The sequence below is a fragment of the Sphaerisporangium flaviroseum genome (assembly GCF_039537005.1).
Taxonomy (GTDB): domain Bacteria; phylum Actinomycetota; class Actinomycetes; order Streptosporangiales; family Streptosporangiaceae; genus Sphaerisporangium; species Sphaerisporangium flaviroseum.
On the sequence record NZ_BAAAZR010000010.1, the window covers coordinates 70221 to 95199 of the forward strand.

Annotated in this window: 20 protein-coding genes and 1 pseudogene; 12 read left to right on the forward strand and 9 right to left on the reverse strand. The window is 70.2% G+C overall.

What is annotated here, in order from left to right:
* Nucleotides 1–163: 163 nt before the first annotated feature.
* From ABD810_RS21150 to ABD810_RS21165, 4 genes are all read right to left on the reverse strand, one after another.
* Complete coding sequence (locus tag ABD810_RS21150) at nt 164–2722, reverse strand: polymorphic toxin-type HINT domain-containing protein (protein WP_425566932.1); 2559 nt, start codon at nt 2720–2722, stop codon at nt 164–166.
* A 413-nt stretch (nt 2723–3135) separates the two neighbouring features.
* Nucleotides 3136–7074, reverse strand: a complete 3939-nt coding sequence (locus ABD810_RS21155) for a hypothetical protein (RefSeq protein WP_344942882.1) — start codon at nt 7072–7074, stop codon at nt 3136–3138.
* 71 nt (nt 7075–7145) lie between these two features.
* Nucleotides 7146–10676, reverse strand: coding sequence for a LamG-like jellyroll fold domain-containing protein (locus tag ABD810_RS21160; protein WP_344942885.1), 3531 nt, complete (start codon nt 10674–10676; stop codon nt 7146–7148).
* Nucleotides 10677–10927: 251 nt separating this feature from the next.
* Entirely contained in the window at nt 10928–13669 is a 2742-nt protein-coding gene (locus ABD810_RS21165) for an AfsR/SARP family transcriptional regulator (protein WP_344942888.1), read from the reverse strand.
* Between the two features lie 403 nt (nt 13670–14072).
* Here ABD810_RS21165 and ABD810_RS41050 point away from each other — a divergent pair.
* Nucleotides 14073–14414, forward strand: a pseudogene (locus ABD810_RS41050) (WD40 repeat domain-containing protein); the annotation flags it as partial.
* Nucleotides 14415–14502: 88 nt separating this feature from the next.
* The gene (locus ABD810_RS41055) at nt 14503–14772 is read left to right on the forward strand and encodes a DUF3291 domain-containing protein (protein WP_425566929.1); all 270 of its coding nucleotides are present in this window, start codon (nt 14503–14505) and stop codon (nt 14770–14772) included.
* A gap of 50 nt (nt 14773–14822) precedes the next feature.
* On the opposite strand, the gene ABD810_RS21170 is transcribed toward ABD810_RS41055, so the two are convergent.
* The 4 genes from ABD810_RS21170 to ABD810_RS21185 form a co-directional block, all read right to left on the reverse strand.
* Nucleotides 14823–15128 carry a helix-turn-helix domain-containing protein gene (locus tag ABD810_RS21170; RefSeq protein WP_344942891.1) on the reverse strand — a complete coding sequence of 102 codons (306 nt, stop codon included), beginning with the start codon at nt 15126–15128 and terminating at the stop codon, nt 14823–14825.
* Entirely contained in the window at nt 15125–15469 is a 345-nt protein-coding gene (locus tag ABD810_RS21175; RefSeq protein WP_344942895.1) for a type II toxin-antitoxin system RelE/ParE family toxin, read from the reverse strand. Before ABD810_RS21175 ends, ABD810_RS21170 begins: the two co-directional genes overlap by 4 nt.
* Before the next feature lie 156 nt (nt 15470–15625).
* Nucleotides 15626–16099 carry a nitroreductase family protein gene (locus tag ABD810_RS21180; RefSeq protein WP_344942899.1) on the reverse strand — a complete coding sequence of 158 codons (474 nt, stop codon included), beginning with the start codon at nt 16097–16099 and terminating at the stop codon, nt 15626–15628.
* 159 nt (nt 16100–16258) lie between these two features.
* On the reverse strand, nt 16259–17332 hold the full coding sequence (locus ABD810_RS21185; protein ID WP_344942902.1) for a DUF3866 family protein: 1074 nt from the start codon (nt 17330–17332) through the stop codon (nt 16259–16261).
* 37 nt (nt 17333–17369) lie between these two features.
* Here ABD810_RS21185 and ABD810_RS21190 point away from each other — a divergent pair, with 37 nt between their 5' ends.
* The 9 genes from ABD810_RS21190 (at nt 17370) to ABD810_RS21230 (ending at nt 23575) form a co-directional block, all read left to right on the forward strand.
* Nucleotides 17370–18314: a helix-turn-helix transcriptional regulator gene (locus ABD810_RS21190; protein ID WP_344942905.1), complete on the forward strand. Its 945-nt coding sequence runs from the start codon at nt 17370–17372 to the stop codon at nt 18312–18314.
* Nucleotides 18311–19267: a helix-turn-helix transcriptional regulator gene (locus tag ABD810_RS21195; RefSeq protein ID WP_344942908.1), complete on the forward strand. Its 957-nt coding sequence runs from the start codon at nt 18311–18313 to the stop codon at nt 19265–19267. The genes ABD810_RS21190 and ABD810_RS21195 overlap by 4 nt, the downstream gene beginning before the upstream one ends.
* Nucleotides 19268–19397: 130 nt before the next feature.
* Entirely contained in the window at nt 19398–19586 is a 189-nt protein-coding gene (locus tag ABD810_RS21200; protein WP_344942911.1) for a hypothetical protein, read from the forward strand.
* Between the two features lie 66 nt (nt 19587–19652).
* Nucleotides 19653–20021, forward strand: a complete 369-nt coding sequence (gene tatA, locus ABD810_RS21205) for a Sec-independent protein translocase subunit TatA (RefSeq protein WP_344942914.1) — start codon at nt 19653–19655, stop codon at nt 20019–20021.
* 45 nt (nt 20022–20066) lie between these two features.
* On the forward strand, nt 20067–20933 hold the full coding sequence (gene tatC, locus ABD810_RS21210) for a twin-arginine translocase subunit TatC (RefSeq protein WP_344942917.1): 867 nt from the start codon (nt 20067–20069) through the stop codon (nt 20931–20933).
* 203 nt (nt 20934–21136) lie between these two features.
* Entirely contained in the window at nt 21137–22024 is an 888-nt protein-coding gene (locus ABD810_RS21215; protein ID WP_344942920.1) for a diacylglycerol kinase, read from the forward strand.
* A 162-nt stretch (nt 22025–22186) separates the two neighbouring features.
* Nucleotides 22187–22678: a hypothetical protein gene (locus ABD810_RS21220; protein ID WP_344942923.1), complete on the forward strand. Its 492-nt coding sequence runs from the start codon at nt 22187–22189 to the stop codon at nt 22676–22678.
* Between the two features lie 120 nt (nt 22679–22798).
* The gene (locus tag ABD810_RS21225; protein ID WP_344942926.1) at nt 22799–22996 is read left to right on the forward strand and encodes a hypothetical protein; all 198 of its coding nucleotides are present in this window, start codon (nt 22799–22801) and stop codon (nt 22994–22996) included.
* A 171-nt stretch (nt 22997–23167) separates the two neighbouring features.
* A complete protein-coding gene (locus tag ABD810_RS21230; protein ID WP_344942929.1) occupies nt 23168–23575 on the forward strand; it encodes a hypothetical protein in 408 nt (135 codons plus the stop codon).
* Nucleotides 23576–23724: 149 nt separating this feature from the next.
* Here ABD810_RS21230 and ABD810_RS21235 read toward each other — a convergent pair whose 3' ends face one another.
* Entirely contained in the window at nt 23725–24426 is a 702-nt protein-coding gene (locus tag ABD810_RS21235) for a 2-phosphosulfolactate phosphatase (protein WP_344942931.1), read from the reverse strand.
* Nucleotides 24427–24661: 235 nt separating this feature from the next.
* Between ABD810_RS21235 and ABD810_RS21240 the strand changes: the two genes are divergently transcribed.
* Nucleotides 24662–24973, forward strand: coding sequence for an antibiotic biosynthesis monooxygenase family protein (locus ABD810_RS21240; RefSeq protein ID WP_344942934.1), 312 nt, complete (start codon nt 24662–24664; stop codon nt 24971–24973).
* Nucleotides 24974–24979 lie beyond the last annotated feature (6 nt).

Below are 24979 nucleotides of genomic sequence, written 5' to 3' on the forward strand. Positions count from 1 at the left end.
GTTACCGTCAGCGGCTGGGCTCGGGCGGCAGTACGCCGAAGCGGTGATCCGTGCGGCAGACCCGGACAGGGCGTCAAGGCCGGCGAATTCGACTCCTTCACCGGCTGACCCGCCCTCATGCGCTGGCCGGATCAGCCGATCTGGGTACGCTGGCCCGGTCGCATCAGTCACGCGGTGGCCGAGAACGCAAGAAGCCTCGAACGAAGCCCGCTGCGAATGCCGCGGGCTGGCCCCCCGCCGAGAGATAATTCCCCACGTTCCCTGGCACCGCCGATGTATAGCGGCCGACATACGTGGAGTAGGAGTCCTGAGCAGAAAATCCAGACACCAACCCGTCCGATACTCGGGGGTATCGTTGCCCCAGCCGCTGCAACAAGCTAGGCCTTGCTACTTCGTCTGAACTTGCTTCTTCGTCTGAGCCCGAGTCGGAACCAGAGCAGTTACAGTCGCTCGGATGATCCGCGACGTCGCAGTTGTGGACCAGAACATCCTGGTCGCCGACGAGAACATAGAAGGTGTGAAGGTCGTCGACCGTGAGGTCGTGGACGGTGGGGTGCCCCTGGTAAGGGGTGGTGGTGATGACGTGGAGGGCCCTGCCCTCGGGGGTCCGCAGCCCGTCGGCAGGGGCGAGTTGGTCCGCGCGGACCCACGTGAGGTCCTTGGCGTCCCAGAACAGGTGATGTTCGGTGGTGAGGACGATGCCGGTCGCGTTGCCACGCTTGCCGTCGGTGTCCACGATGATCTGGACCAGGTTGAGGTAGTTGACGCCTGAGTAGGCGGCGAGAACCACCTTGGCCGTTGTCTTGCCGGTCGCCGGGTTGGTGGCGAGGACCTTGTCGCCTGCCTTGATCTTTTCGATGGGCTTGTGTGTGCCGTTGGCCAGCTTGACCTTGGTTCCGGCGACGAAGCTGTTCTCACAGCTGGAACGTTTGCTGGACCTCGCACGCGGGCTTTCGGCGGACCTGTCCGCCGCCCCCTTCTTGCGTGCGGCCTCGCCCTTACCGCCGCCCCAGCGTGCGGCGCTTGCGGCATCGTCCGCGGCTCCACCGCCCTTGCCGAGGGCGGATTTGGCCTTGCCCGCCGTTCTGGTGACGGCTCCTGCGACGGACCTGCCCGCGGCCGTGGTGGCGAGCTTGCCCAAGCCGGCCGAGGCGCCCTTGGCCACCACGCCGCCCGCCGCACCGAGCAGCGCCCCGACGGCCGCCGACTTGAAGGCTCCGCCGGCGCTCCACTCGTCGCGTGGTGTCGACACCAGGTAGCCCGCGAGGTTGCCGGCGGCTCCGCCCGCCGCCGCGCAGCCGATGCTGCCGGCGCCAAGGGTGGCCGCCTCGCAGCCGACGATGACGACGACCGTGACCGTGACGTTGACGATGGTGGCCTTGTGCTGGTTCCAGAGGTTCTTGGCCTTGCAGCCGAAGCTCCAGCGTCCGCAGTGGGGCGGGTTGGTCGGGGGCGGGGGAGGGGGTGGCGACCACTGGGGCCGGTCGTCGTCTTTCGCTCCGCCGGCGCCGCACCGCGAGCCGCATTGCGGGCTGTCGAACCACAGGCCGCTTGGGTCGGAGACGGTGACCGGGTTGTTCCCTGCGTAGGCGTAGCCGTTCCAGCTTTGCGGGTTCGAGACGTCGAAGACGGGGTCGACGGAGATGAAGCGGCCGGTCTCGGCGTCGTACTCGCGGGCGCCGAGGTGGGTGAGGGCGGTGCTGGTGTCGATGGTGCCGCCGACGAAGCCGCGCTCGCCTGGCCAGTACGAAGGTGATGGGCCTCGCATCTGGCCGAAGGGGGTGAAGCGGCGGCGGGTGGTCGCCTGGGCGGCGGTGTCGTCGACCGAGGTGTCCGCGCTGCCGTGGTGGTCGGCGCCGAGCCAGGTCACCCCCTTGCTGGTGCGGGTGGCGATGGTCTGGCCGGCGTGGGTGTAGTAGCGGGTCGCGGTCTTGGCGCCGGTCTTGGTGTCGAGCCGGACTTCCATGCCGGCGACGTACAGCGTCGTGGAGGTGGGGTCGCGGCGGATGAGCCGATCGCCGTTCGCGTCGTAGACGAACGTGCTGACGCCCGAGGGGTCGGTCGACTTGGCGAGGTGGCCCTGGACGTCCCACTCCAGGGTGCGGCCTGATCCGCGTTCCGTGGTGTTGCCGGCCTTGTCGTAGGTGTAGACGTCGCTCTGGCCGTCCCGCTCCCCGCCCTGGTAGGAGACCGAGGTCAAGGTGTGCGGATACGGTTTGCCCGGGCCGGCGTAGGTGTAGGACTTGGTCACGTCGCCGGCCGCGCCGTGCTGGACCTCCTTGGTGCGGTTGCCCACGACGTCGTAGGAGAAGGACTGCCAGTACGGGGCGGGCCCTCCGATGATCGCCTGGGACGGGCCGGAGGCGCAGCCGTCGGTCGCGGTCCAGGCCTCTGTCAGGCGCTGCAGGTAGTCCTGCTCGAAGCACTGCACGTCGGCGGGTTGGCCTGACGGTGTGTCGGCGATCTTGGTGATATTGCCTGATGGGTCGAAGGTGAAGTTGGTGTCCGCGACGGAGATCGGCGCGGTCTCCCGCTCATACATCGAGCGGGTCAGCCGGTTGGTCCCTTCCTCGTAGAAGTTGGTCTGCTTGACCCGCTTGGCACCGGTGGACAGCGTCATGTCCAGGACCTGGCCCAGCTTGGAGTACGTCGTCGAGGTGACGTAGTTGGTCAGGCCCTGCAGCGTGGTCGGATTGCCGTCGTCGTCGTAGTCGTACAGCATCGTCTCGCCGAGCAGCCCTCCGGCGGCGGGGAGCACGGTGCGGTGGACGGTGCCGTCGAAGTTGTAGTCGGTGCTGGTCTTGTAGGTGCCCTGCAGCCCGCCTTCGGAGGCGGGGATGACGGTCTGGGTGCCGGTCGCCCGGTAGGCCTGGTCGTAGCCGGTGATCGCGCTGGTGTAGGCGTCCAGCCCACCTGTGGTGGCGTTCTTGACGTACCGCGTGGAGGAGGCAGGCTGGCCCGACACGACCGTGCCGTCGGCCAGCTTGTCGAACGTCCACTCGGCGAGCTTCGTGCCGCCGGCCGAGGTTCCCTCGTACTCGGCGGTCTTGCGGCCCAGCACGTCGTAGGCGTAGAACAGGCTCTTGCCGCGCGCGTCGGTGACCGTCGTGAGGCGGTCGGTCCTGTCGTCGTACTTCAGGGTCGCGGGGCCCTTGTCGGGGTCGTCGATCTGGGTCGGCCGGCCCCGGAGGTCGTAGTGGTACGCCCAGACGTTGCCGGCGGTGTCGGTGATCGTGGCCGGCCGCCCGGTACGGGTGTAGGTGTACTTGGTGGCGTCGTAGTCGCCGGTCGGGCCGTCGCCCTTGTACTGGCGACCTCGGTGGTCTCGCCCTGGGCGTTGGTGATCGTCGTGGTGGGCGTGGAGCCGACCGGCGGGTCGACGCTGACGCGGTCGCCGCCGTAGGTGGTGGTGGTGCGCCACTGCTCGGCGCCGCGCTTGCGGAAGATCTGCGCGGTGGGCCACTCCATGCCGTTGTAGACGGTGACGTTCTGCCCGGGCACGTCGTCGTCGCTGGCCGGGCTCCACAGCGTGGTGCCCGGGGAGCCCTCGGTGTAGTAGTCGTCGTTGGTCTTGGTCACCAGGCCGCGGGGGTCGTAGAAGGTGTCGTTGACCAGCCGGCCGCCGCCGGGAGCGGGTTGCTGGGTCTGCCGTGCCCGCAGCAGGCCGTCGTACAGGGCGTACCCGGTGGCGTAGGTGGTGCCGTCGTCGCGCAGGGTCGAGGTGGAGACCGCGGTCGGCCCGTCGGTGCGGATCTGGTAGCCGAACCGCATGTTGGGAACGGCAGGGTATGTCGCCTTGGCATGGCCGGGCAGCCACACCGCGGTCAGCCGCCCGAGCGGGTCGTAGGCCAGCTCGGCACGCCTGCCGTTGGGGTCGGTGGTGGCGGTGGCCAGACCCCAGGCCGGCTCGATCTGGGTCTTGGTCAGGTGGCCGAGCGCGTTGGTCTCCTCCTTGAGCGTGACCGGGCCGGTGGCAGGGGTGTAGGCGGTGGTGGTCGTGGTGCCCTGGGCGTCGGTCACCACCAGCGGCCGGCCGTAGGGGTCGAAGGTGGTGGAGCCGGCGGTGACGTACTGCGGGCCGCCGTTCCAGGAGCCGAGCTTCTCGGTCTTGGTGACGTCGCCCTTGGACGGCGCCGCGCCGAAGGCCTTGCCGTCGTAGTACTTGCGCACGTCCGACACCACGTCCGTGGGACGGTCGGGCGTGGCGGTGCAGGCCTTGGTGACGGTCTCGACCCGTGTGGCGTAGGAGACCATCCAGCGGGCGGTGTCGCGGGCGTAGGTGGTGCGGGTGCACTGGTCGTCGTCGGGGGTCGCCTCGTCGCCGAGATCGCTGACCTGCGTGGGCAGCCCGTCGCTGTTGTAGTCGGTGTCGGTGAGGGTGCGCCGCCACCCGCCGGAGGCCAGCGCGGTACGGTTCGCGACCTTGGCCGGCTGCGCCATGCTCGCGGTGGTGGTGCCCCAGGAGCGCACCCGCTTGCCGGTCTGCTTGACCCAGTACCCCGTGATGGTCCCGCTCATCGCCGGCCCGCCGGGGCCGTCGTAGCGGATCTCCTCGCGGACCATGCCGTGCAGCGCCTCGGCGTCGGTGACCTCGGTTCCCTCCGAGTCGGTGACCTTGACATCCCGCGTCCCGCCGCCGGACAACTCGTCGCCGTCCATGCCGCGGAAGTAGGTGAACTCGGCCTGGGAGCGCTGCCCGGCCGGGTCGCCGTGCAGCACCCGCACCTTGCCGTAGCCGCGCCACTGCGACCAGGTCTTGTACTTCTCCTTGGTCAGCCCGTCGTCGTCATCGTGGTGCCAGGCGCCGCCGCCGAGGTACTGGTAGGTGTCCACCACATCGGGTGCCCCGCCGGTACGGTCGATCTGCTGGACCTGGGTGACGACGTACTTGTGGAACCAGTCGCGGACCGGTGTGGTGGCGCCCTCGGGCGACCAGTACTGCGGGTAGCACCGCCGGGTGTTGGCGTCGGGTTCAGGGGTGTTGCCGGCCGTGCAGTCGGCGCCGGAGTAGGTGATCGACAGGGCGCCGCCGGTCTCGTTGTCGATGGCCGAGATCCGCCACTTGGTGAGCGGGGGCCGTCCTTCCAGCGCGTCCACCCGGTTCGGCTTCTGGACTCCGCCGAAGCTCACCGACGGTAGCGCGGCCGATCCGCCCACCTTGCCGGTGTGCTGGATCGAGGCCAGCCACAGCCCCGCCGCCGTGCCGTCGCCGGGCGCGCGCATCTCCTGGTTGAGCGTCCAGGTGTCGACGTCCTTGTAGGTGCTGCCGGACACCAGCACCTGGGTGGTGACGCCGGCCAGTCGCTTGCGCGTCCAGAACGTCGGCGAGTAGTTGTCGATGCACTTCTCTCCGGAGTCGCACTTCTGGTCGTAGGGGACGTCGGGCCAGTATCTGGCGTTGTCCTTGGTGAACTTGCTCTCCGCGCAGTCGAAGGCGGAGGTGGGGACGCAGCGTTCCTTGGTGTCGAAGATCACCCGTGCGGGGGCGGAGGAGGAGTAGACGGCGTTGGAGCGCTGCCCGTAGTCGATCCGCTTGAGGTGGCCGCCGCGGGTGTAGGAGGTCGGGGTGCCGTTGGGCTGGCCGTCGGTCAGGGTGGTGACGTCGCGGCGGTAGTGGTTGGTCTCGGGGGTGTACCAGAAGGTGCTGACGGTGCCGTGCGGGTCCACGACGTAGTCCAGGTTCCACCGCCAGGCCTGCCGGCACCAGGAGTCGGAGAACCCGCTGTCGTTGTGGCATGGTTCGCCGTCGTCGTCGCCGAATACCGGCACCGTCCAGGTGGACTGGGTTTCGGGGTTGCCGGTGGCCCAGCCGGGCAGGTGGTTGCGGCCGAAGTAGTACTGGGTGCCGTCGGGGGTGGTGACCCGCCAGTGCTCGCCGTCGTTGTCCCCGTTGTCCGCGCCGCCGAGCTTTTCGATCTTGGCGCCGTCGTCGTTCTGCGGCTGCCAGGTGCCGGTCGCGTCGTCCAGGACCAGCTCGGTGGCCTGGCCGTTCAGCGACATGGTGGCGTTGTGATTGCCCCAGCACTGGTCGGCGCGCTTGGGGGTGACCCCGTCGTCGGCGCACTGCTTGTATTTGCGCTCGATGAACCCCGGCCAGTAGTCGAAGCCCTCGCCGATCCAGGACGCCTGGTTGTTGCTGGCGACCGTGCGGCCGTCGATGCTCCCCGAGGAGTAGGCGAACCCGATGTTCGGCGTCGGCCCGCCGGGGGTCGGCGGCAGGCGCAACGGGTAGGACCAGGAGAAGGCCCCGCTCTGGTTGCTCACGCTCCACGTCGCCGAGGGTGAGAGCGAGGTCGCCTCGTAGCTGCCCGCCGATCCGGACGGCGCCGCCTCGGCCGCCAGCGTCATCGGCGCCGCGGTGGCGAAGTCGACGTCGGCGGACAGCCGCCCGGCCTTGACGTCGTTGCGGGTGGACAGGGGCGTCCGGGTCTGGCATTCGGGCCGCTCGGGGGTGGTGGCCGCGCAGTCGGGCAACCGCACCAGTCGCAGCCGCGAGCCCCAGTCACCGCCGTAGGCGTACCGGAAGCCCGAGTAGTCCACCTCGACCGCCATGCGAGCCTTGCCGGCGGGGCGGGCCTGGGGGGTGAGCCGGAGGCCGAGCCCGCCGATCTCCGATGCCTGCGCCGTCCGGCCGTCCAGGACGCGCACCTCGACGGCCGGTGCGGCCGCGGAGTCCGGGCGCTTCACGTCCTCTCCGGCCTGGCGCGCCGCCGGTGCGCCGGTGGCGCCGAGCCAGATCGGAAGGTCACCGGCCCGTACCTTCCCGGTGGTCCTCGCGCTCGCGGACGGAGCGGGGCTCGCGGCTGGCGCGCCGCCGGCCGGCAACGTCACCAGGGCCGCGCCCGGCTGCGGCCAGGCCACCGCAGGAGCGTCCGCAAGGTCGAACGCCGCCCCTGGGTCCGGGGCCGGTGGGCGGGCCTTGAGAGCACGCCCGGGCACGGGATGTTGCTCCTGGGCCCTGTGCCAGCCCGGATCGCCGATCGCCTGGGCCTTCACGGGGTTGAGCAGCGTGGCGGGGACCACGATGGCCAGCACTCCGGCCACCGTGATCCAGCCTCGGGACGTACCGAGCACGACTACCTCCGGGGGGTGTCGGTTGCGCGTCAGCGAACCTCGTCAAGAGGAATGGAAGAGCCCGGCCGGATTCAGCCGTCCAGCGGGAGACCCATGGCGATGTCGACCACCTGGCGGTCGGTCAAGGCGCCCGCGTACGTGCGGACGTCGTCGATGTCACCGGCGAAGTGGTCGACGTAGGCGCCCCTGTTCCTGGCCCTGCCGATCTGCAGCGCGCCGGCCGCGTTCCAGGTGGCGGTGGTGGACCGGAAGTCGGAGAACTGGCCGTTGACGTACAGCCGGATCTCCCTGGCGACCTCGTCGTAGACGCCGACGAGAAGGGTCCAGGCGTTCAGGGACGAGCAGTCGATCGGCTCCGCGGATGCGGCGTGCGTCATGGTGGAGGTGTCGTTGTCGCCGCTCGTCGTACTGAACGTCCAGCGGTACACCTCGGCGCCGTTCTCCGTGAAAGCTCGGTAGCCGAGGGAGAAGCCGCTGTTCCAGGCGCCGTCCTGCCCGACCGCGGTGAGCGTGCGAGCGGGCATGGCACAGGTGTCGTCGCCGGTCAGACGCACCCAGGCCGCGACCGTGTAGCTGTGGTCGGTGCGAAGCGGACCCGCCATGGTGGGGATGTACCGCACGCCCGGGGTGGAGGCGTAGGCGGTCGTGCCGTCGAGACGGAGTGCCGCCGTGCCGCCGACACCGTCGGCGGACCAGGTGGCGCCGCCGCCGAGCGTGGCGTTCCTGCCGTAACCGGAGGAGTCGGCGGAGAGGGTGCCGGTACCCTCATCCAGCTTCCACCGTCCCACGTCGGCCGGGGGTTGCTTGGCCATGGCCGCGATCTCGTCGCCCAGCTTGGGATCGTTCACCGTGCGGGGATCGTCGGACAGGATCCGGTCCCAGACCCGCACGTCGTCGAGGTCACCCGTGAAGTAGCCACCCCAGGCGCCGTCCCTGCGGGCCCGGCCGATCTCCAGCGGCCCGCTGGCATCCCACGGCGTGGCGGTGGACGCCGGCTGGGACTGTTGTAGCCGCCCGTTGACATACAGCCGCAATCGCCGGGTGATCCCATCGTAGGTACCGGTCAGGTGGGTCCACACACCGCGCTCCCCGGCCGCGTCGGAAACCGCCTGGGCGCCGGTCGTGCCGTCGGCGTCGGCATCGGCTTTGCGGAAGACCCATCTGCCGGTGTCGTTGGAGTAGTAGATCTCGAACCCGCCGGCGCGGCCACCCGCCTGGCTGACCACCGTGTGGCCGTACTGGCCGATTTGGATGCCGTTGCTGAGCCTCGCCCAGGCCGACACCGAAAAGCCCCGGTCGGTGTGCACCACCGGGCCGGCCGTGCTGCCGTACCCGGTCGTGCCGTTCAGATGCACGGCCCCGTTCACCCGGCCGCGCACCCATCCGGCTCCGCCGGCCAGCGTCACCGGGTGCGGGGTGGCCGCCGAGTCGGCCGCCGTGGTTCCGGCGGTCTCATCCAGGCGCCAGTGCCCCACAGGGTCGGCGCCGGCGTTGACGTAGAAGCTGTACACGGCGGGTGTCTTGCCGACGTTGCCCGCCCGGTCGACCGGGAAGACGAACAGCGAGTTGAGCCAGTCATGGCGGGGCGCGACCCGCACGGTCACGGAGGTCTGCCCGGCGGGGATCGACACCTGGGTCGCCGCCGTGGCCAGGGCCGGGTCCTCCAACCCGAACCTGAAGGCGGTGACGTCGGTCTCGCCGTCGCCGGGCGCCAGCGTGAAGACGCCGGCCGAACCGACCCCGCCCTGCCAGTCGTCGGGCGTGTCGGCGGGATAGTCGGCCGAGGTGACCTTGGGCAGCGTGGTCGGGTCGACGGTGTCCACGGTGAACTCGCACCACTTGCTCCACGCGCTGGAGTCGGTGCCGTCGTAGGCCTTGACCCTGTAGGCATAACTGTGGCCGGTGAGCAGCGTGGACTGCGTGACGGAGTGGTCGGTCGCCACAGTGGTGCTCTTGTAGGCGGTCTTGCCGCCGCCGGGCAGCGTGGCGGTCGCGTCGTCCCACACGCCGGTCGCCGCGTTGTAGTGATGCAGGACGAACTCGGCCCGCACGCCGTCGTTGGCCTTGTCCGGGTCGTAGATCTTGGCCTTCAGTTTGAGGGGCGTCTCGGCGTTCCCGGCGTTGACCGCGGGACGGCTGGCTCCGGTGACACACGGCGTCCCTGGGTAGGTGCCCACGCCCGAGGGCGGCGACGGCGGGGTGTTGTAGTCGATGACCAGCCTGGGCGCGTTGGCGAACCCCTTCCACCCCCACGTGCCGCTGCCGGTGTCGTCATAGTCCTTCAGCCCGAACGTGGTGCTGGACCAGCCGGACTTCGCCGCCTTCACGATCGCACCGGTCACGTTGAACTCGATGCCCTTGTCGGGGCAGGAGGAGCTGTACCCGGCGTCGGAGGACACGCTGTCCTGCCAGTCCACCCAGGATGGCTGGCGGTTCCAGGTCGTGGACGAGGAGATCCCGCCGGTGAGCCAGAGCTGTACGGCCTGCGGGGAGGAGGTGCAGCCCCATGATTTGGCCTGGGTGATGCGGAACGTCGCTTTGAGGATGTGCGTGCCGTTGACGTTGTTGGAGTCCATCCGGAAGAACGACCGCTTGATCCCGCTGCCGTAGTTGCCGGCCTCGGGCATGTGGCTGGAGTTCCAGTACTCCTGGCTCGGGTACGCGCGGTCCACGTACGTCCAGGCCTGCTTGTAGCCGGTCCACTCCGGGTCGATGTAGACGGGGTAGACGGTGCCGGCGCCGGTGAGCAGCCGGGGGTCGGGCGTCAGCACAAGCTCTCCGGAGGTGGCCTCGACGCGCATCACCGCCTGCCGGCCGTCAGGCCGGGGCGCGGCGGCGAGAGGTCGCGCGAGCACGGTTCCGGACGAGTCCCACATGCGGGGCGCCGGCGCGTGGAACACCGACGTCCCGTCCTCGGTCACGGCGCGAAGGCCGCCGGTCTCGGTCCTGCGCACCGACACCCCGGTGCCGCGCATGCCAAAGCGGATCTTCGACAGCGCCGGGTTCGCCGCGGCCTGCCGGGATTTGACGACCAGGACCTCGGAGTAGCCGAGCACCGAAGCCGTGACCTTCAGGTCCACGCCGGGCAGCACCGACTCGTAGGTCGCGGTGTCACCGTCCAGCACCGGCTTCGGCAACGTGCCCGGCCAGCTCATCGCGACCGAACGCCCGCCCTGGCCGATGCGGCCCAATGGAGTCGTCCCGCCGCCGGAGAACGCCAGGTCGAGCGGGGTGGCGACCGGTTGTACGGTGCCGTCCTCGGCGAAGCGCAACGTCGTGTCGACGTCCACCCAGCCGGTGCCCCTCCGCACCCGCTCGGGCAGCGCCGAGGTCTCGGAGGTGAACGTGCCGTCGGCGTTGGCGAACACCTGCCGCGTCTCGCTCCGCAGCGACAGCACTTCTACCCGCTCGCCCGATGCGCGGGCCGCCGCGACCGCCTGGCCCTCTTCCGGCCGCACCGGCGGACTTTGCGCCGTCGCGGCGGTGATCCTCGGGGACGCCGTGCTCGCCACGGCCTCACCAGCGTGGAACAAGCCGGTGAGCAGCATCAGGGCGGCACCCAGCGCCACTCCACGTAAGGACGAGCCCATCATGGTCTCCATGGGGATGCTTCGAAGAAGGGACTATTCGGAAATCGCCGGATCAGCGGACCGGGGGCCGGCCCACCATGGCTGCACGGAGGTGAACCGCCGGCAGGGCGGCCGACTTGAGCAGATCATCGCCTGGGGCCTGCACAGGATCTGCACAGACCGGTACAGCCTGGTGGAATCGCGCATAGGCCGGACCCTGGTACCCGGTGGATAGCTGTACGGGCCGAGATCAGGTTCCGAGGGGGATGCCGGATCGCGCCTCGTCAGTGGCCGAGCCGGTGGAGTTTCGCGCGAACGGCGTCGGCTTCGGGGTGGCTCAGGTCGTCGAGGATCGCCAGGGCGGCCGTCCACGCGTCGCGGGCCGCCTCCGGGGTGCCGGAGTCGAGGTGGATCTCCCCGATGCGGACGAGCGCGTGCGCCTGGTAGTACCGGTGGCCGAGCTCGGTCTGGACGTCGAGACAGCGCTGGTAGGCCTCCTTCGCCGCCGCGAGCCGCCCGAGGTGCCGGTACGCGAGGCCGATGCTGTCCAGGGTCGCGCCCTCGCCGCGGCGATCCCCGATGTCCCGCTGGATGCGCAGCGCCTCCTGGCAGCACTTCAGGCCCTCCTCAGCGCGGCCGTACGGGATGAGGTAGTAGCCGACGGCGTTGAGACAGGCGGCCTCGCCGTAGAGGTCCCCGGCCGCCTGATACAGCGCGAGTGCCCGAGAGCTCTCTTCCAGGGCCCGCTGGTGCCGGCCTTCGAGGTGATGTATCCAGCTTTCCCTGAGGTGATGCTGCGCCGGTCCCTTGACGTCCGTCGCGTCCGCGTGGAGCTCACGCAGCCGCTCCATATGGGAGGCGGCGTCCTCGGGGCGGTTCAGCGTTCCGTAAGCGCGGACCAGGGCCTGGCAGGTGTACAGAAGACCGGTGCGGTCGCCTGCCCGCTCCGCGGCCGCCAACGCCGTCTCCTGACTCGCCACCCACTCGTGCCAGTGCCCTCCCCGGTCCAGGAACTCGGTGAGCGTCCAGGCGAGCTGCCAGCAATGGGTGGTGAACCCGGCCGACGACGCCCGTCCGACGGCGGCCAGGAGGACCTGCCGTTCGCCGGTGAACCAGCCGGCCGCCTCCGAGGGTCCGGCCAGCGGCACCGTCGCCGCTCCGGGCCGTATGGGGGTCAAGGTGATGGGCCGGAACGCGTGCGGCTCCAGCAGCATCGTCGCGGTGTAGGCGGTGTGCAGGTAGTGGTCCAGCAGCCGGTGACGTGCCGCGCGGCGCTCTTCTTCGGTGTCGTGAAGCTCGGCCAGCTCGGCGGCGTAGCCGCGCAGCAGGTCGTGGAAGGTGTACCGGCCCGGCCGGTGTTCGGTCAGCAGGTGGGCGCCGGTCAGCTCCTCCAGCAAGGGCCGCACCGGCCGCCCGGGATCGCCGGTCAGGCTCGCCGCGGCGGGCGCGGCGAGGTCGGGGCCAGGATGCAGGCCGAGCAGCCGGAACAGCCTGGCCGCGTCGGGGCTCAACGCGCGATACGACCAGGAGAGCACCGCACGTACGTCGGTTGCCGGGTCTTCACCGGCGAACGCGTCCAAACCACCTCGGGCGTCCCGCAGCTCGGCGGCCAGCACGGCCAGCGGAAGCTCCGGGTGAGTGATGGCACGGGCGGCCGCGATGGCCAGCGCGAGGGGCAACCGCGCGCACAGATCGATGATCTGGTCCGCCGCCACGGACTCCGCCGCCACCCGGGCCGCGCCCAGACGGCGGGTGAGCAGTTCCCGTGCCTCCATGCGGGACAGCAGGTCCAGCGTCAGCGGCTGCGCGCCTTCGGCGGCGACCAGACCCGATAATCGGTTGCGGCTGGTCACCACGGCGGCGCAGCCGGGCGCGCCGGGCAACAGCGGGCGCACCTGCCGGGCGTCGCGGGCGTTGTCCAGGATCACCAGTACGCGCCGCTCGGCCAGCAGGCTGCGGTAGAGGCCGATCTGAGCGTCCAGACCTGCGGGAACGCGGTCGGGCGGCACACCCAGCCCGTCGAGGAACCCGCGCAGCGCTTCGGCGGTGCTCATCACCTCCCCTTCGGGGACGAATCCGCGCAGGTTCACGTAGAGCTGTCCATCGCCGAACCTATGGGCGATCCGGCGCGCCCAATGCACGGCGAGCGTCGTCTTCCCCACCCCCGCCGTACCCTCGATCGCCGAAACGATCACGATGGCGGGAGATCCGTCGCCGCCCCCGAGCGCGGCGGCGTCGAGCCGGGCGATCTCCTTGGCACGCCCCGTGAAGGCGGGTACGTCCGGGGGCAGTTGCCGCGGCCGCGTGGGACGGCGCCCCGCAGGTACGCTCTTCGGGGCCACGCTCGGGCCGTCCAGGGCCGGATCGGCGGCGAGCATCTGCCGCTGCAGCCGCTGTAAGGAGCCGCGCGGGGCGACCCCCAGCTCCTCCTTCAGCACCTCGTACGCCTCCTGGTACGCCGCGAGCGCATCGCCCTGCCGGCCGCTCCGGTACAGCGCGAGCATCAGCAGTTCCCACAGCCGTTCCCGCAGGGGATGCAGGCGGACCTGCCGCGCCGTCTCGTCGGCGACCTCGTCGTGGCGGCCTGCCTGGAGCGCCAGATCGGCCCACCGCTCGGTCACGGTGATCCGCCGCTCCGCCAGCCGTGTCACCTCGTCCTGCAGCAGCGGTCCCACCGCCAGGCCGGCGAGTGGCTCACCCCTCCAGAGCCGCATCGCCTCCCGCAGCCGGTCCGCCGCTCTGCCGGGCGCGTCCGGGACGGCACCGTCCGCCTCGTCCACGAGCGCCTCGAACACCCGCAGATCGAGCTCGCCGGCGTGTACGACCAGGCTGTAGCCCTCGGGGCGGGTGGCCAGCCGCGACGCTTCCTCTCCCGCCATTGCGAACGCGGAGCGCAACTGCGTGATGTACGTGCGCACATTCGAGGCGACCGCCCGCGGCGGATCGACCCACGCACCACGAGCGAACTGCCCCAATGTGACCGTCTGGCCGGGATGCAGCAGGAGTGTCGCCAGAACAGCACGCAACCTCGTGCCCCCCAGGCCAAGCGCGCCCCCCTGGCCCACAACCTCCAACGGCCCGAGCACTCGAAACTCCACCGAAGATCCCCAGTTGGTGTGAACGTGACTTGACCCTGCGTTACGGCCTGCCGATAAGGACGCGCGGACCCCTCCCGCTCACGTCCGTCTGACAGCGGAGTCATGGCGACCGTGAAGCGGTTTCGCGTTCAAGGTCTAGTTCCCCCGGGGCATTGTTGTGCACCCCCTTGGCCCCGGGAAACAAAATCGTTCCCCGGCTGCTCCGTGACGCGAGGCGCCGAGACGGGACGGTGGTCGTGCTCGTCGCGGAACCGGTGCGCGCGAAGCTGCTCGCCCTTTTGGCCTATCGGACGGCTCCCACCGTCGAGGCCCGCGGCGGCCTGCTGAGCACATCCGGGGCCCCCGATCGACCGGACCCTGCTCAGCGGGCATCAGCCCCGACGGCCGCCTGCTCGCCTCCGGCGGCGACGAGGGCTTCCTCAACGTCTGGGACGTCCAGCGCCGAGCGGGGATCGCGAGGTTCCAGGACGGTTCCGACGACGTGGCCGACGTGGCCTTCAGCCCGGAGGGCGCCGCCCTGGCCTCAGGCCGGGAGCACCCGTCCTGGAGGCCCGGGACAGGGAGCAACGGGATGGTCGCGGTGCGGCGCCCTCCGCTTCCCCGCTTCACCGGCCATACCGACACGGTCGGTGGCCTGGCGTTCAGTCCCGACGGGCGCGTGCTGGCCTCCGCCGGTGACGACCGACCGTACGCCTGTGGGACGGGCGTACGGGAGCGCCGCTGGCCACCCTCACCGGCCACTGGGAGTCGCGCGAGACGCTGTGGAACTTCGTCTATCGCACCGCCAACTGGATTACCTGCGCCGCCGCCGCGAGTGGTTCCTCAGCATTGCGGAGCCGTACAGCGTCATGTGGTGGATCCCCGAGGGCCATACACCCACCCTGGCGGATGGCATGGCGAGGCTCGACCTGCTCCGTGCGAAAGGCCCCACCCCGAGGCCTTCAATTTCACCGACTTCGACGAGCACCAGTCGGCCGGCATTCCCTCAGACGCGGACTCGAGTCGGTTGGTCTGAGTACTTGAGGGCGTAGAGCTTAAGTGGAGACCTGTGGTCAGCGGGCCTGGTCACAGGTGCCACAGGCTAGGCGATCTCCAAGTGCTGGTCGCCGACATTGATGGCCACGTCCAGCTCGCCACCGAGAGCCTCGGCGTAGGCCGCCAGCGTGGACACCTGTACCACCGACAATGTGCCGTTCTCGATGGCCGAGACCCGCTTCTGACTCACGCCCATCCGCTCGGCCACCACCTGCTGGGTGAGACCAAGACGCTTGCGGATCTCTCCCAAGCGAAGCCCTGCGATGCGGCGCGATGCGCGCCGCTCGATCTCCGCCATCTCGCCCGGCGAGTCGAAGATCTGGGCGAGGGCGCTGTTGTCGGGCTTGGTCACTTCTCCTCCTGTTCGGCCAGCCACCTGGTGTACCGCAGTGTGGCTGTTTCGATCAGCTCGGCGTAGAACCGTTTGCTGTCGGCACGGCGTTTGTCGCCGTTGGCGAGGAGTAAGAGGATGATCCCGCCGTGGTAGACGAACGCGATCCGGATTGTGCCCGACGCGCGCATTTCCTTGAGCTTGATCTGCTTGGCTTGGTCGCCGGAAAGGCTGTCGACTAACGGCCGACCTAGCCCGGGGCCGACTTCCAAGATGGTCTGAATCACGTCGGCGATCTGCCGAGACAGCTCAGGATCGTCCTTGCGCAGGCTGCGCAGCCACTCCCGGACCGGCTCGACCATCTCCAGCCTCACTCAAACCCTCACATCCACTTACTATGCCTGTATAGTACTCAGTACGTACAAGTTCTACAACCTGATCGGTAACCAGGACTCGCTGCCAGCGCCAATGTATCGATGCGCGCTGCCGATGTTGCGGCATACGCCGTACCGGTTGGTTCACCAGGAGAGTCGCGTGGGCACGACGCCACGGATCATCCGCCGGGTCGAGCCGCGCCGCAGGATCACCGACTCGACCGGCTCGGGCCGGGCCGTCGCCGGCGGGTCCACCGTGTCCGGCGCACGGGGCAGCCCGAGGGGAGCCGCGCTCCGCCAGGCCGCCACCTCCTCCACTGTGGTCAGATCACCGGCACGCTGGACGTGGGTGATCAGCGGGAATTCGATCGGCGCGGGGGAGAGCGGAGTCGCCGAGACATCCGGCTCCTCCGGCTCGCAGCGGCCTGCTCCGGCCAGCCCACGGGCGCCGACGGTGAGCGCCGCTACCGCGAACTCGGTCACGCCATCGATTCCAAGCCGCCGGCACAGCGCGGAGTCGGCGAAACCTAGCCATCCCCGCTCGCCGTACTTCCACGCGGTCCGCCACGGGATGCCGGTGACGACGAGAACGAGCGGGACGGCCGTGCCCTCCGGCACGATGCGCGCCCCCTTGGCCCACAACCTCCAACGGCCCGAGCACTCGAAACTCCACCGAAGATCCCCAGTCGATGCGGTTCCAGTTTCAGTAGACCCTATTGTCGGCCGGTGCATAAGGCCGGAGACCTCACCCGCGCCTCTCCCTCTATTACACGGCCCTCAGGAGAGGAGGGAGGCGGTGTGGCGGCCGGCGGCGGCCGAGGCGAGGAAGCCCGCCAGGTCTTCGGCCAGGCCGCGCCCCATGGTGGAGAGCTTCACCGGGCTGTTCTTCAGCGTCTCCTCCAGCCCGTCCACCGGCACCTTCACCAGCTCGTGGCGCGCGGCCAGTCCGGCGGCCTGCTCCCTGACGCGCTCGCCGAAGCCGCCCGGCAGCTCGGGCACCACCACCTGGGCGGGCGCGAGCGCCACGCGGCCGTAGGCGGTGAGGGAGTGGTGGGAGACCCCGATGTGGCGCTCGCGCAGGTCTCCCTCGCTGACCCGGAGCGCCCCCACCGGGCGCCCGCCCAGCACGGCCGCCGCGTTGATCGCCTCGCCCGCCGACACCCCCGAGAAACCCCAGCGGGTGCCGGTGCCGAGGTTGCCCGGCCCCTGGGTGACGATCGCCACGTCGGCCTCCAGCACGTGCCTGGCCGCGAGCAGGCCCGTATGGACGGTCACCGCCTCCACGTCGCCCCCGAAGGACTGCCCGGTCGTGACCACCCCGCACAGCCAGCCGATCTCGCGCAGCCGCGCGGCGGACATGGAGAACCAGCCGGGGAGCGCGCCGCCGTCGAGCATGACGTAGGCGACCCGCGGCGTCGCGGAAGGGCGCGAGCCGTACAGGCCGCACAGGATGGCGGGCAGGGCGGAGTGCAGGTCGGCGACGACCACCGGCATGCCGCCGACCGAGTCGGCGTCGCGCAGGACCTCATGGAAGGGCGAGTCCTGCTCGTCGGCGCCCAGCACGGTCGCCTGCAGTGGCGTGTATCGTGCCTTGACCAGGTGGCCGGGACCTTGAGGATCTTCGGGCAAACGGTCCGGCAGGGCCACTACCATGGCGTAACCTCCCGTACCGAGGCCCATGGCGAGTGCGGTCGTGTTCAGCAGCACCGTGTCGCCGGGTTCGGGACGGCCCACCAGCGGTGGGTAGGCCAGGGCCCGGCACTTCCCCTCGGGAAGGGTCACGTCCAGCTCCATCGCGCCCGGCCACTCGCGCCGGACCGAAAGCACCTCGCCCTTGCGCCATCTGATCACGCGGCAAGGGTAGCGTCACCGTGGGAAGGGAGGCCCGATGTCCCGGCGCAAGACCGAGCGGTTGCTGAACCTCGTCATCTGCCTGCTCGCCACCCGGCGCCCGCTCAGCGCGGAGCAGATCCGTCACGCCGTGCCCGGCTACGACGCCGGCAACGACGAGGCCTTCCAGCGCATGTTCGAGCGCGACAAGACCGAGCTGCGCGAGATCGGCATCCCCGTCGAGGTGCACAGGGATCCCTGGGACGACGAGCCCGGCTACCGCATCATGCGCCAGGCCTACGAGCTGCCCGAGATCACGCTCGAGGCCGACGAGGCGGCCGTGCTCGGCCTGGCCGCCCAGGTGTGGCAGCGGGCCACGCTCGCCGAGGCCGCAGGCGGCGCGCTGCTCAAGCTCCGCGCCGCCGGGGTGGAGACGGAAGAGTACGCCGCCGGGCCGCTGGAGCTTCGGGTGGACACCCGCGACCCCGCCTTCCCCGGCCTGTGGGAGGCGGTCCGCGACCGCAGGATCGTCCGGTTCGACTACCGCGCCGCCGGCAGCGAGGTGTTGCTGACCCGCACGGTCGAGCCCTGGGGCGTGGTCAGCCGCCGCGGACGCTGGTACCTCGTCGGGCACGACCGGGAGCGCGACGCGCCCCGCGTGTTCCGCCTCAGCCGGATCAGCGGGACCGTCACGCCCGTCGGGCGTCCGGGGGCGGTGACCGTGCCCGAGGGGGTCGACATCCGGTCGATGGTCGGCTACCGCGACAGCCTCGTCGCCGAGCGGGTCGCGACCGTCCGGGTCCGCGAGGGCACCTGCCAGTGGCTCCGCCAGGTCGGGTCCGTGCGGCCCGGCGCGGACGGCTGGGACGTGGTCACGATCGACTTCGCCGATCCCCAGTGGCTCGCCGGGTCGATCGTCGGGTTCGCGGCCGACGCCGAGGTGCTCGACCCGCCCGACGTCCGCGACGCGGTGATCCGCCGACTGAAGGGAACGCTGGCGTGAGCACCGCCGACCGCCTGCCCAGGCTTCTGGCGCTGGTGCCCTACCTGATGTCCCACCCCGGCGCGCAGGTGCCCGAGGTCGCCAAGCTGTTCGGCCTCACCGAGAAGCAGCTCGTCGACGACCTGCAACTGGTGTGGATGTGCGGCCTGCCCGGCCACACCCCCGGCGACCTCATCGACGTCTCGTGGGACGGCGGCGAGATCCTCATCGACAACGCCGAGACCATCGCCCGCCCGCTGCGCCTCGGCATCGACGAGGCCAGCGCGCTGCTGGTGGCGCTGCGCATGCTCGCCGAGCTGCCCGAGTTCGAGGAGGGCGACGCGCTGTCGCGGGTGATCGCCAAGCTCGAGGCCGCCGCGGGCGAGGGCGCGTCCGCGGTCAGCAGCCAGGTGGCCTTCGAGCTGGACGCCGCCCCCGACGCCATGGCCACGGTCAGGGCCGCGCTGCGCGGCGGGCGCCGCCTGTCCCTGCGCTACTACGTGCCGGGCCGTGACGAGATCACCCCGCGCGAGGTGGACCCGACGCGGCTGGTGATGGCCGACGGCCGCTCCTACCTGGAGGGCTGGTGTTACCGCGCGGACGGCATGCGGCTGTTCCGGCTCGACCGCATGATCAGTGTCGAGGCGCTCGACGTGGCCGCCGAGCCGCCCGCCGACGCCGAGCCGATCGACGTCACCGATGGGGTGTTCCGGCCCTCGCCCACCGACGAGCTGGTGGAGCTGGAGTTGACGGCCGCCGGTCGCTGGGTGGCCGAGTACTACCCGTGCGAGGAGGTCACCGAGCTCGGAGAGGGCCGCCTGCGCGTGACCCTGCGCGCCCGCGACCAGGGCTGGCTCGTACGGCTCGCGCTGCGCCTGGGCGACGGCGGGCGGGTGATCTCGCCCGAGACCCTGGCCGAGCGGGTGCGCCAGGAGGCCTCGGCGGCGCTGGCCCGCTACGAATCGGTCTGCTGATCACCGGGACCGTCGTGCCGGTCCGGCCCGGACGGTCGCCGACTCCCATCGCCGGGGACGAACCCCATCCTTTGTGGTACCTCCGTACATCCCGGGTGTGCCCGGGCGGGCTTCGGTACAGTTACAGGTCATGATCTGGATCTACGTCGCGGTGGGTCTGGCCCTCGCCGGGCTGGTGCCGGTCGCGGTGCTCACGGCCCGTGTCCTGGTGGCCATCAGAGGGCTGACACGTGAAATCGAGCGGGCCACGACCCTTCTGGAGCCTGTTCAGGGGCGGCTCGGCGCCGTGATCGCCGCATCCGGGCGCGCGGAGGGGTGAATGAAGTGGCGGCGGCAGCGTACGATCGAACTTAAGATTGCACGTCGCTCGGCGTAAGGATGCCTCATGCCAACCCTTGGTCCCATGGAATGGATCCTCATCCTCCTGGTCCTTGTCCTGCTTTTCGGTGCCAAGAAGCTCCCCGACACCGCCAAGGCGCTGGGCCAGTCGCTGCGTCTCTTCAAGAAGGAGACCACCAAGCTTCACGAGGAGGACGAGGCGAGGGCCGCCCAGTCCGCCACGACGACCGCGACCCCTCAGCCCGCGGCCGCCCCGCAGCAGTCCCTGCCTCCGGTGACGCCTTCGGTCGAGGACCGGCTGCGCCTCCTGGAAGAGGAGAACGCCAAGTTGCGCGCCACGCAGGCCCACCCCACCGACGCGCCCGTCACCGGTGCTCCGCTCTCCCAGGCTCAGAAAGACCAGGGCTCTCTCTGACACGAGGCCTGCCGACCCCGACCGCCCGCTAGACCAGGACGCCCGATGGCATTGCTGAAACGGTCGAGCCCGTCCGACAAGGATCAGGTCGCCGCCGCCGCCGATCCCGAGGGACGCATGTCGCTCATGGACCATCTCCGTGAGCTGCGCAACCGCCTGGTGAAGGCGATCCTCGGCCTCGCCGCGGGCACCATAGTCGGGTTCGTCTTCTTCGACCGGCTCTGGGACTTCCTGATCGGGCCCTACTGCCGGCTGCCCGCCGCGTACAAGCTCAAGGCCGGCGAGTGCACGCTCGTCCAGCAGAGCGTGTTCGAGGGCTTCATGGTCAACCTGCAGGTCGCCCTCATCTTCGGCGCCGTGGTCGCCGCTCCCATCTGGCTCTACCAGCTCTGGGCGTTCGTCACCCCGGGGCTCTACCGCAACGAGCGGCGCTACTCGCTGTCGTTCCTGGCGCTGTCCGTGCCGCTGTTCGCCGCCGGCGCCGGCCTCGCGTACATCACGATGGACAAGGGCCTGTCCCTGCTGTTCGGGTTCGCCCCCGACAACGTGATCCAGCTGATCAGCATGGACCAGTACGTCGGCTTCCTGATGGCGATGCTGGTCATCTTCGGGCTGTCGTTCGAGCTGCCGCTGCTGATGGTGTTCCTCAACATGATCGGTGTCCTGCCGTTCAGCCTGGTGAAGAAGCATCAGCGCATGGTCATCTTCCTGATGTTCGTGTTCGCCGCCGTGGCGACGCCGAGCCAGGATCCGATCACGATGCTGGCCCTGGCGCTCCCGATGGTGGGCATGTTCCTGCTCGCCGAGGTCATCATGTACTTCCACGACCGCAGGAAGGCCGAGGTGGAGGAGCGGCACCAGCAGGAGCTGGAGGAGGAGCTCGACGGCCCCGCGGCCCGCACTCCCGAGTAGGTCTCCCCACGCGGCCGGTGCCCGAGCACGAGGCCCCCGCTCTTTCTGATGGTGGGCATCCGCTGCTGAGTTGGCGGGTGGACCCCGTGCCCGTTCGCGGAGCGGGGCTTGGGCTGGGTGGGCGCCCACGGCGATGGTCTCGAATAGGTAGTCCCAGCGCTCCAACCCTGGATTAGTAGCGTTTGTCCGGATAGGTTCCGGCTGTGGCTGGTGAGCTGGTAGTCCTCGTGAACCCCGCGGCCCGTGGCGGCCGCACCCTACGCCTGCTCGACCCCGTCGTGCGCCGCCTGCGGGCCGGGGACCGTCCGGTCTCGGTGATCGTGGGCACCTCGGCCCAGGACGCCCTCGAACGCGCCTGCATGGCCGTCGCCGAAGGGCCGGAGGCCCTGGTGGCCTTCGGCGGTGACGGGCTGGTGCATCTGGCGGTCCAGGCGGTGGCCCGGACCGACGTTCCCCTCGGGATCATCCCCGCCGGGACGGGCAACGACATCGCCGACGCCCTCGGCATCCCAAAGAGGGACCCGCTGGCCGCGGCGGACATCGTGGTCGCGGGCAAGACCCGGGTGCTCGACGCCGCCAGGATCGGCGAGGACGAATGGTTCGCGGGGGTGGTGGCCTGCGGCTTCGACTCCAAGGTCAACGAGCGGGCCAACCGGATGACCGGCCCGCCAGGGACGGCGAAGTACCTGCTCAGCATGGTCCAGGAGCTGCGCTCCTTCGCCCCCATCCCGTTCACGATCACCATAGACGGCGAGGTGGTCGAGCAGGAGGCGATGATGGTGGCCGTCGGCAACACGCGTTCCTACGGCGGGGGCATGCGCGTCTGCCCCGACGCCGTGCCGGACGACGGGCTGCTCGACGTCCTGGTGGTCGGCGCCGTACCCAAGGGGGAGTTCCTGCGCACCTTCCCCCGCGTCTACCGGGGCACCCACCTCGGCCACCCCGCCATCACCGTCCACCGGGCCCGCACGGTGACGCTGGACGCCCCCGGCGTGGTCGCCTACGCCGACGGCGAGCGCATCGGCCCCCTCCCGCTCACCTGCACCATCCACCCCGGCGCCCTCCACGTCCTGACCCCGGCAGGCCCCTGATCCCCATTCCCCACCCCCGCCTAGCCGATCATGTACTGTCCCACCCGTGCGATGCCGACAATGTTCTTGCGGGGAATACGCGCAGGCGCCATGGACCCTTGTCCCTGTACCTCGACACGGGGGACGTGGTCGCCGTCCTCCCCGCCGGTCAGGGCCGGGCACATGACGGGCCGGGAGGGTAGGCACTACGACTTCGGCACACCCCGTCTCATCTCCGAGGACGAGCTACGAGGGTTCCTGCTGGACTGCTTCGACATCAGCGAGCACGAGTGCTTCGTCGGTCACGTCGACCGGGCCTACGAAGCGCTGAAGGACGTTCCGGATGTGGCGGTGTTCGAGGCGTACTGCAAGTACTCAGAGGTCAGCGGCCACTTCGCGATGTACGTCGAACTGGGCGTCAGTATGCGGCTGGCCGCCCGGGTGGGTCGCATGGAGTTCGCCCGAAAATTCGCGGCGCACTACGACGTATATGTGCTGTGCAGCGACGATGGGGAACCGCTGGAGCTGTGGACGATCGTCCTGGCGGACGGGACCCGTCTTCTCGCCTCCCTCGAAGAGTGGGACGACCCGATACTGATCTACTCGGCCACGGTCCCCATACCGGGTCTGCCCGAGATCCGGGTGAACCCGAACCTCGAGAAGCCCTGGGGCTAGGCCCCGGCGACCGCGGCCTGCGGTGCGGTGTGCCACCGGGATCGTCTTGTCCCAGACTTTATTGGCGCCGGCAGGGTCTCATAGCGTGATGCTTGAGGAGGTCGCGACGACTGCCTTGACATGCGCGAGGTCATCGCAGGCCGCGCCCCGAACGACGGGACCGCGCCGGTCGTGTGGTCGCATGCCGGGAACCTCGGCTGGGAGGACGACGAGGCGGCCCCGATGGGGCCGACCCTCGCCGCGTTCCTGGCCGCCACAGGACTGGCGCGTCCCGCCGCCCTGCCGTGTCCGCGACGCCGACCGTCAGGCAGCCTCTAGAGATCGACCGAGTTCGCGGGACCGTTCGACTCCGGAGTCCGCCGCCGTGCCGCGCCCGGAATCAGGGCCGTTCGGCACTCCGAGGGCCGCGGAACGTCCTCGCGCCTCGCCGGTTCCGCCCGTGTCGCCTGTCCAGGTGATCCGCTCACCGCGCCCTTACGTTATAGGGATATGAAGAGCTGGCGAGTCTTACTCCTGCCCGTGCTCCTGCTGCCGGTGGCCACGGCCACGGCGCAGCCCGCCCAGGCGGCGGACGTGCGGAAGAAGGTCTGGGTCGAACTGCGTGAGCAGGGCGGTTTCGCGGGGCTCGACGATCGCGTGATCGTCTACACCGACGGGTGCGCACGGGTGAGCCACCGGACCGGCCCTGCCGTGCGCAGGTGCCTGACCGGGGCGGAGACCCGTGCACTGCGGAGCGCCCTGAAACACCTGCGCCTCGGCCACACCCAGGTGCGGCCCCCGGGAGCCGACTTCATCAAGTACACGATCACCTACAAGAAGCACCGCGTCAGCCGCTACACCCTGTCCAGCACCTGGAAACCGCTGGTAAGACAACTGGAGAAGACTCTCCACAAGTAACCGGCGCGAACCGGCGACACCCTCCGCGAGTCGGCCGGCGAAACGGTCGAACGCCGCAAGCAGGCTCGGGCCCGCTGAGGTAACCGGCCCAACCGGCCGCAGATCGGTCTACGGTGCGGCCGTACGCTCAAGGAAGATCAGCAGTGCGATCAGACTGGATCCTCGTTGACCGACGAAGGCATCGTTCGTGGTCGTAGGACCATGAGCGGGCCTTCCAGGGTCGCCACCATGGCGAAGGGGAACCGGTCGAGCTCAAGACAGAGCGCGACGTCATCGGGATGGGCTCCTTGACGCACCCCCTGCGCGAGTTCGGCGGCGGCGCGCGAGCCGGCGGCGCGGCGGAGGAACTCGGCGGCATCCGTCCCGGCCTCGGTGACCCGCCGGGCGATGTACTGAGCACACGCCAGATCTTCGTCGGCCCGCCCACCTTCGCCGGTGACCACGAACGTCACACCATCACTCCTGCGCGTCCGCAAGAGCCGGGCCGTCGCCTCCGCCACCACGAATCCGGCGCACAGCACCAGCGACGCATCCTTGACCGCAAGGGCGCCGACCGTTCCCGCCGTGGTCTTCTGCACAACCGTCCGTCCGCCAAGGTCGGCAGACCGCAGCAGGCCCGGCGAGTTGACGGCGTCGAACCCGGCCGCGGGCGGACCGTCCTTGAGCGCCACCCACTCCGGATGGCGAGCCTTGAGCGCCAGGGCCTCATTCAGCGACCCGGCCAGAACGATCTTTTCCGCGCCTCGGGCGAAGGCCCAGGCGGCGACGGTGAAAGCTCGCATGACGTCGACCACGACCGCCACGGACGGAACTTCGACCAGCTCGGTGATACCTAGGAAATGAGTGTCCATTCCGGACATGATCGTGCACACCCGACCCGTGCGCCCCGCGATGATGGAGCGGCACACCGACGATCACCGGAGGAACGATGGCGGACATGACCGGCATGTGGGAGATGGTTCCCCGGCTGCTCGGGGAGAGCCGCTACCTCGTGCAATGATCGAGCGGCACCCATCGGCATCGGCGCCGAGGTGGCCTGAGCCGGGCCCACCCGCCGCGGCGGACGAGGAAGGGTCAGGTGAGCGCATGATCGCGCGGATGTGGCGAGGATGGGCCTCGGCGGCGACAGCCGACGACTACCGGCGCCATTACGAATCCGAGGTGGCCGAGCACCTCCGGCACATCGCCGGCTTCCGCGGCGCCCGCCTGCTCCGTCACGACGACGGCGACGAAGTGATGTTCACCTCGCTCACCTTCTTCACCAGCATGGACGACGTGCGCGTCTTCGCCGGACAGGACCCGGAGCAGGCCGTCGTCGAAGACGCGGCCCGTCGCGCTCTGACCCGGTGGGACGAACGCGTCACCCACCACGAGGTCACCGTGGATCTCCGCCCCTGACCGGCG

Bases quoted from the DNA above. Each gene is read 5' to 3' on its own strand.
- ABD810_RS21230 (WP_344942929.1), top strand. From the start codon at position 23,168: ATGAAGAGCTGGCGAGTCTTACTCCTGCCCGTGCTCCTGCTGCCGGTG.
- ABD810_RS21150 (WP_425566932.1), bottom strand. From the start codon at position 2,722: ATGCTGTACGACTACGACGACGACGGCAATCCGACCACGCTGCAGGGC.
- ABD810_RS21190 (WP_344942905.1), top strand. From the start codon at position 17,370: ATGTCCCGGCGCAAGACCGAGCGGTTGCTGAACCTCGTCATCTGCCTG.
- tatA (WP_344942914.1), top strand. From the start codon at position 19,653: ATGCCAACCCTTGGTCCCATGGAATGGATCCTCATCCTCCTGGTCCTT.
- ABD810_RS21160 (WP_344942885.1), bottom strand. From the start codon at position 10,676: ATGGAGACCATGATGGGCTCGTCCTTACGTGGAGTGGCGCTGGGTGCC.
- ABD810_RS21235 (WP_344942931.1), bottom strand. From the start codon at position 24,426: ATGGACACTCATTTCCTAGGTATCACCGAGCTGGTCGAAGTTCCGTCC.
- ABD810_RS21200 (WP_344942911.1), top strand. From the start codon at position 19,398: ATGATCTGGATCTACGTCGCGGTGGGTCTGGCCCTCGCCGGGCTGGTG.
- ABD810_RS21220 (WP_344942923.1), top strand. From the start codon at position 22,187: ATGACGGGCCGGGAGGGTAGGCACTACGACTTCGGCACACCCCGTCTC.
- ABD810_RS21225 (WP_344942926.1), top strand. From the start codon at position 22,799: ATGCGCGAGGTCATCGCAGGCCGCGCCCCGAACGACGGGACCGCGCCG.
- tatC (WP_344942917.1), top strand. From the start codon at position 20,067: ATGGCATTGCTGAAACGGTCGAGCCCGTCCGACAAGGATCAGGTCGCC.
- ABD810_RS21240 (WP_344942934.1), top strand. From the start codon at position 24,662: ATGATCGCGCGGATGTGGCGAGGATGGGCCTCGGCGGCGACAGCCGAC.
- ABD810_RS21175 (WP_344942895.1), bottom strand. From the start codon at position 15,469: ATGGTCGAGCCGGTCCGGGAGTGGCTGCGCAGCCTGCGCAAGGACGAT.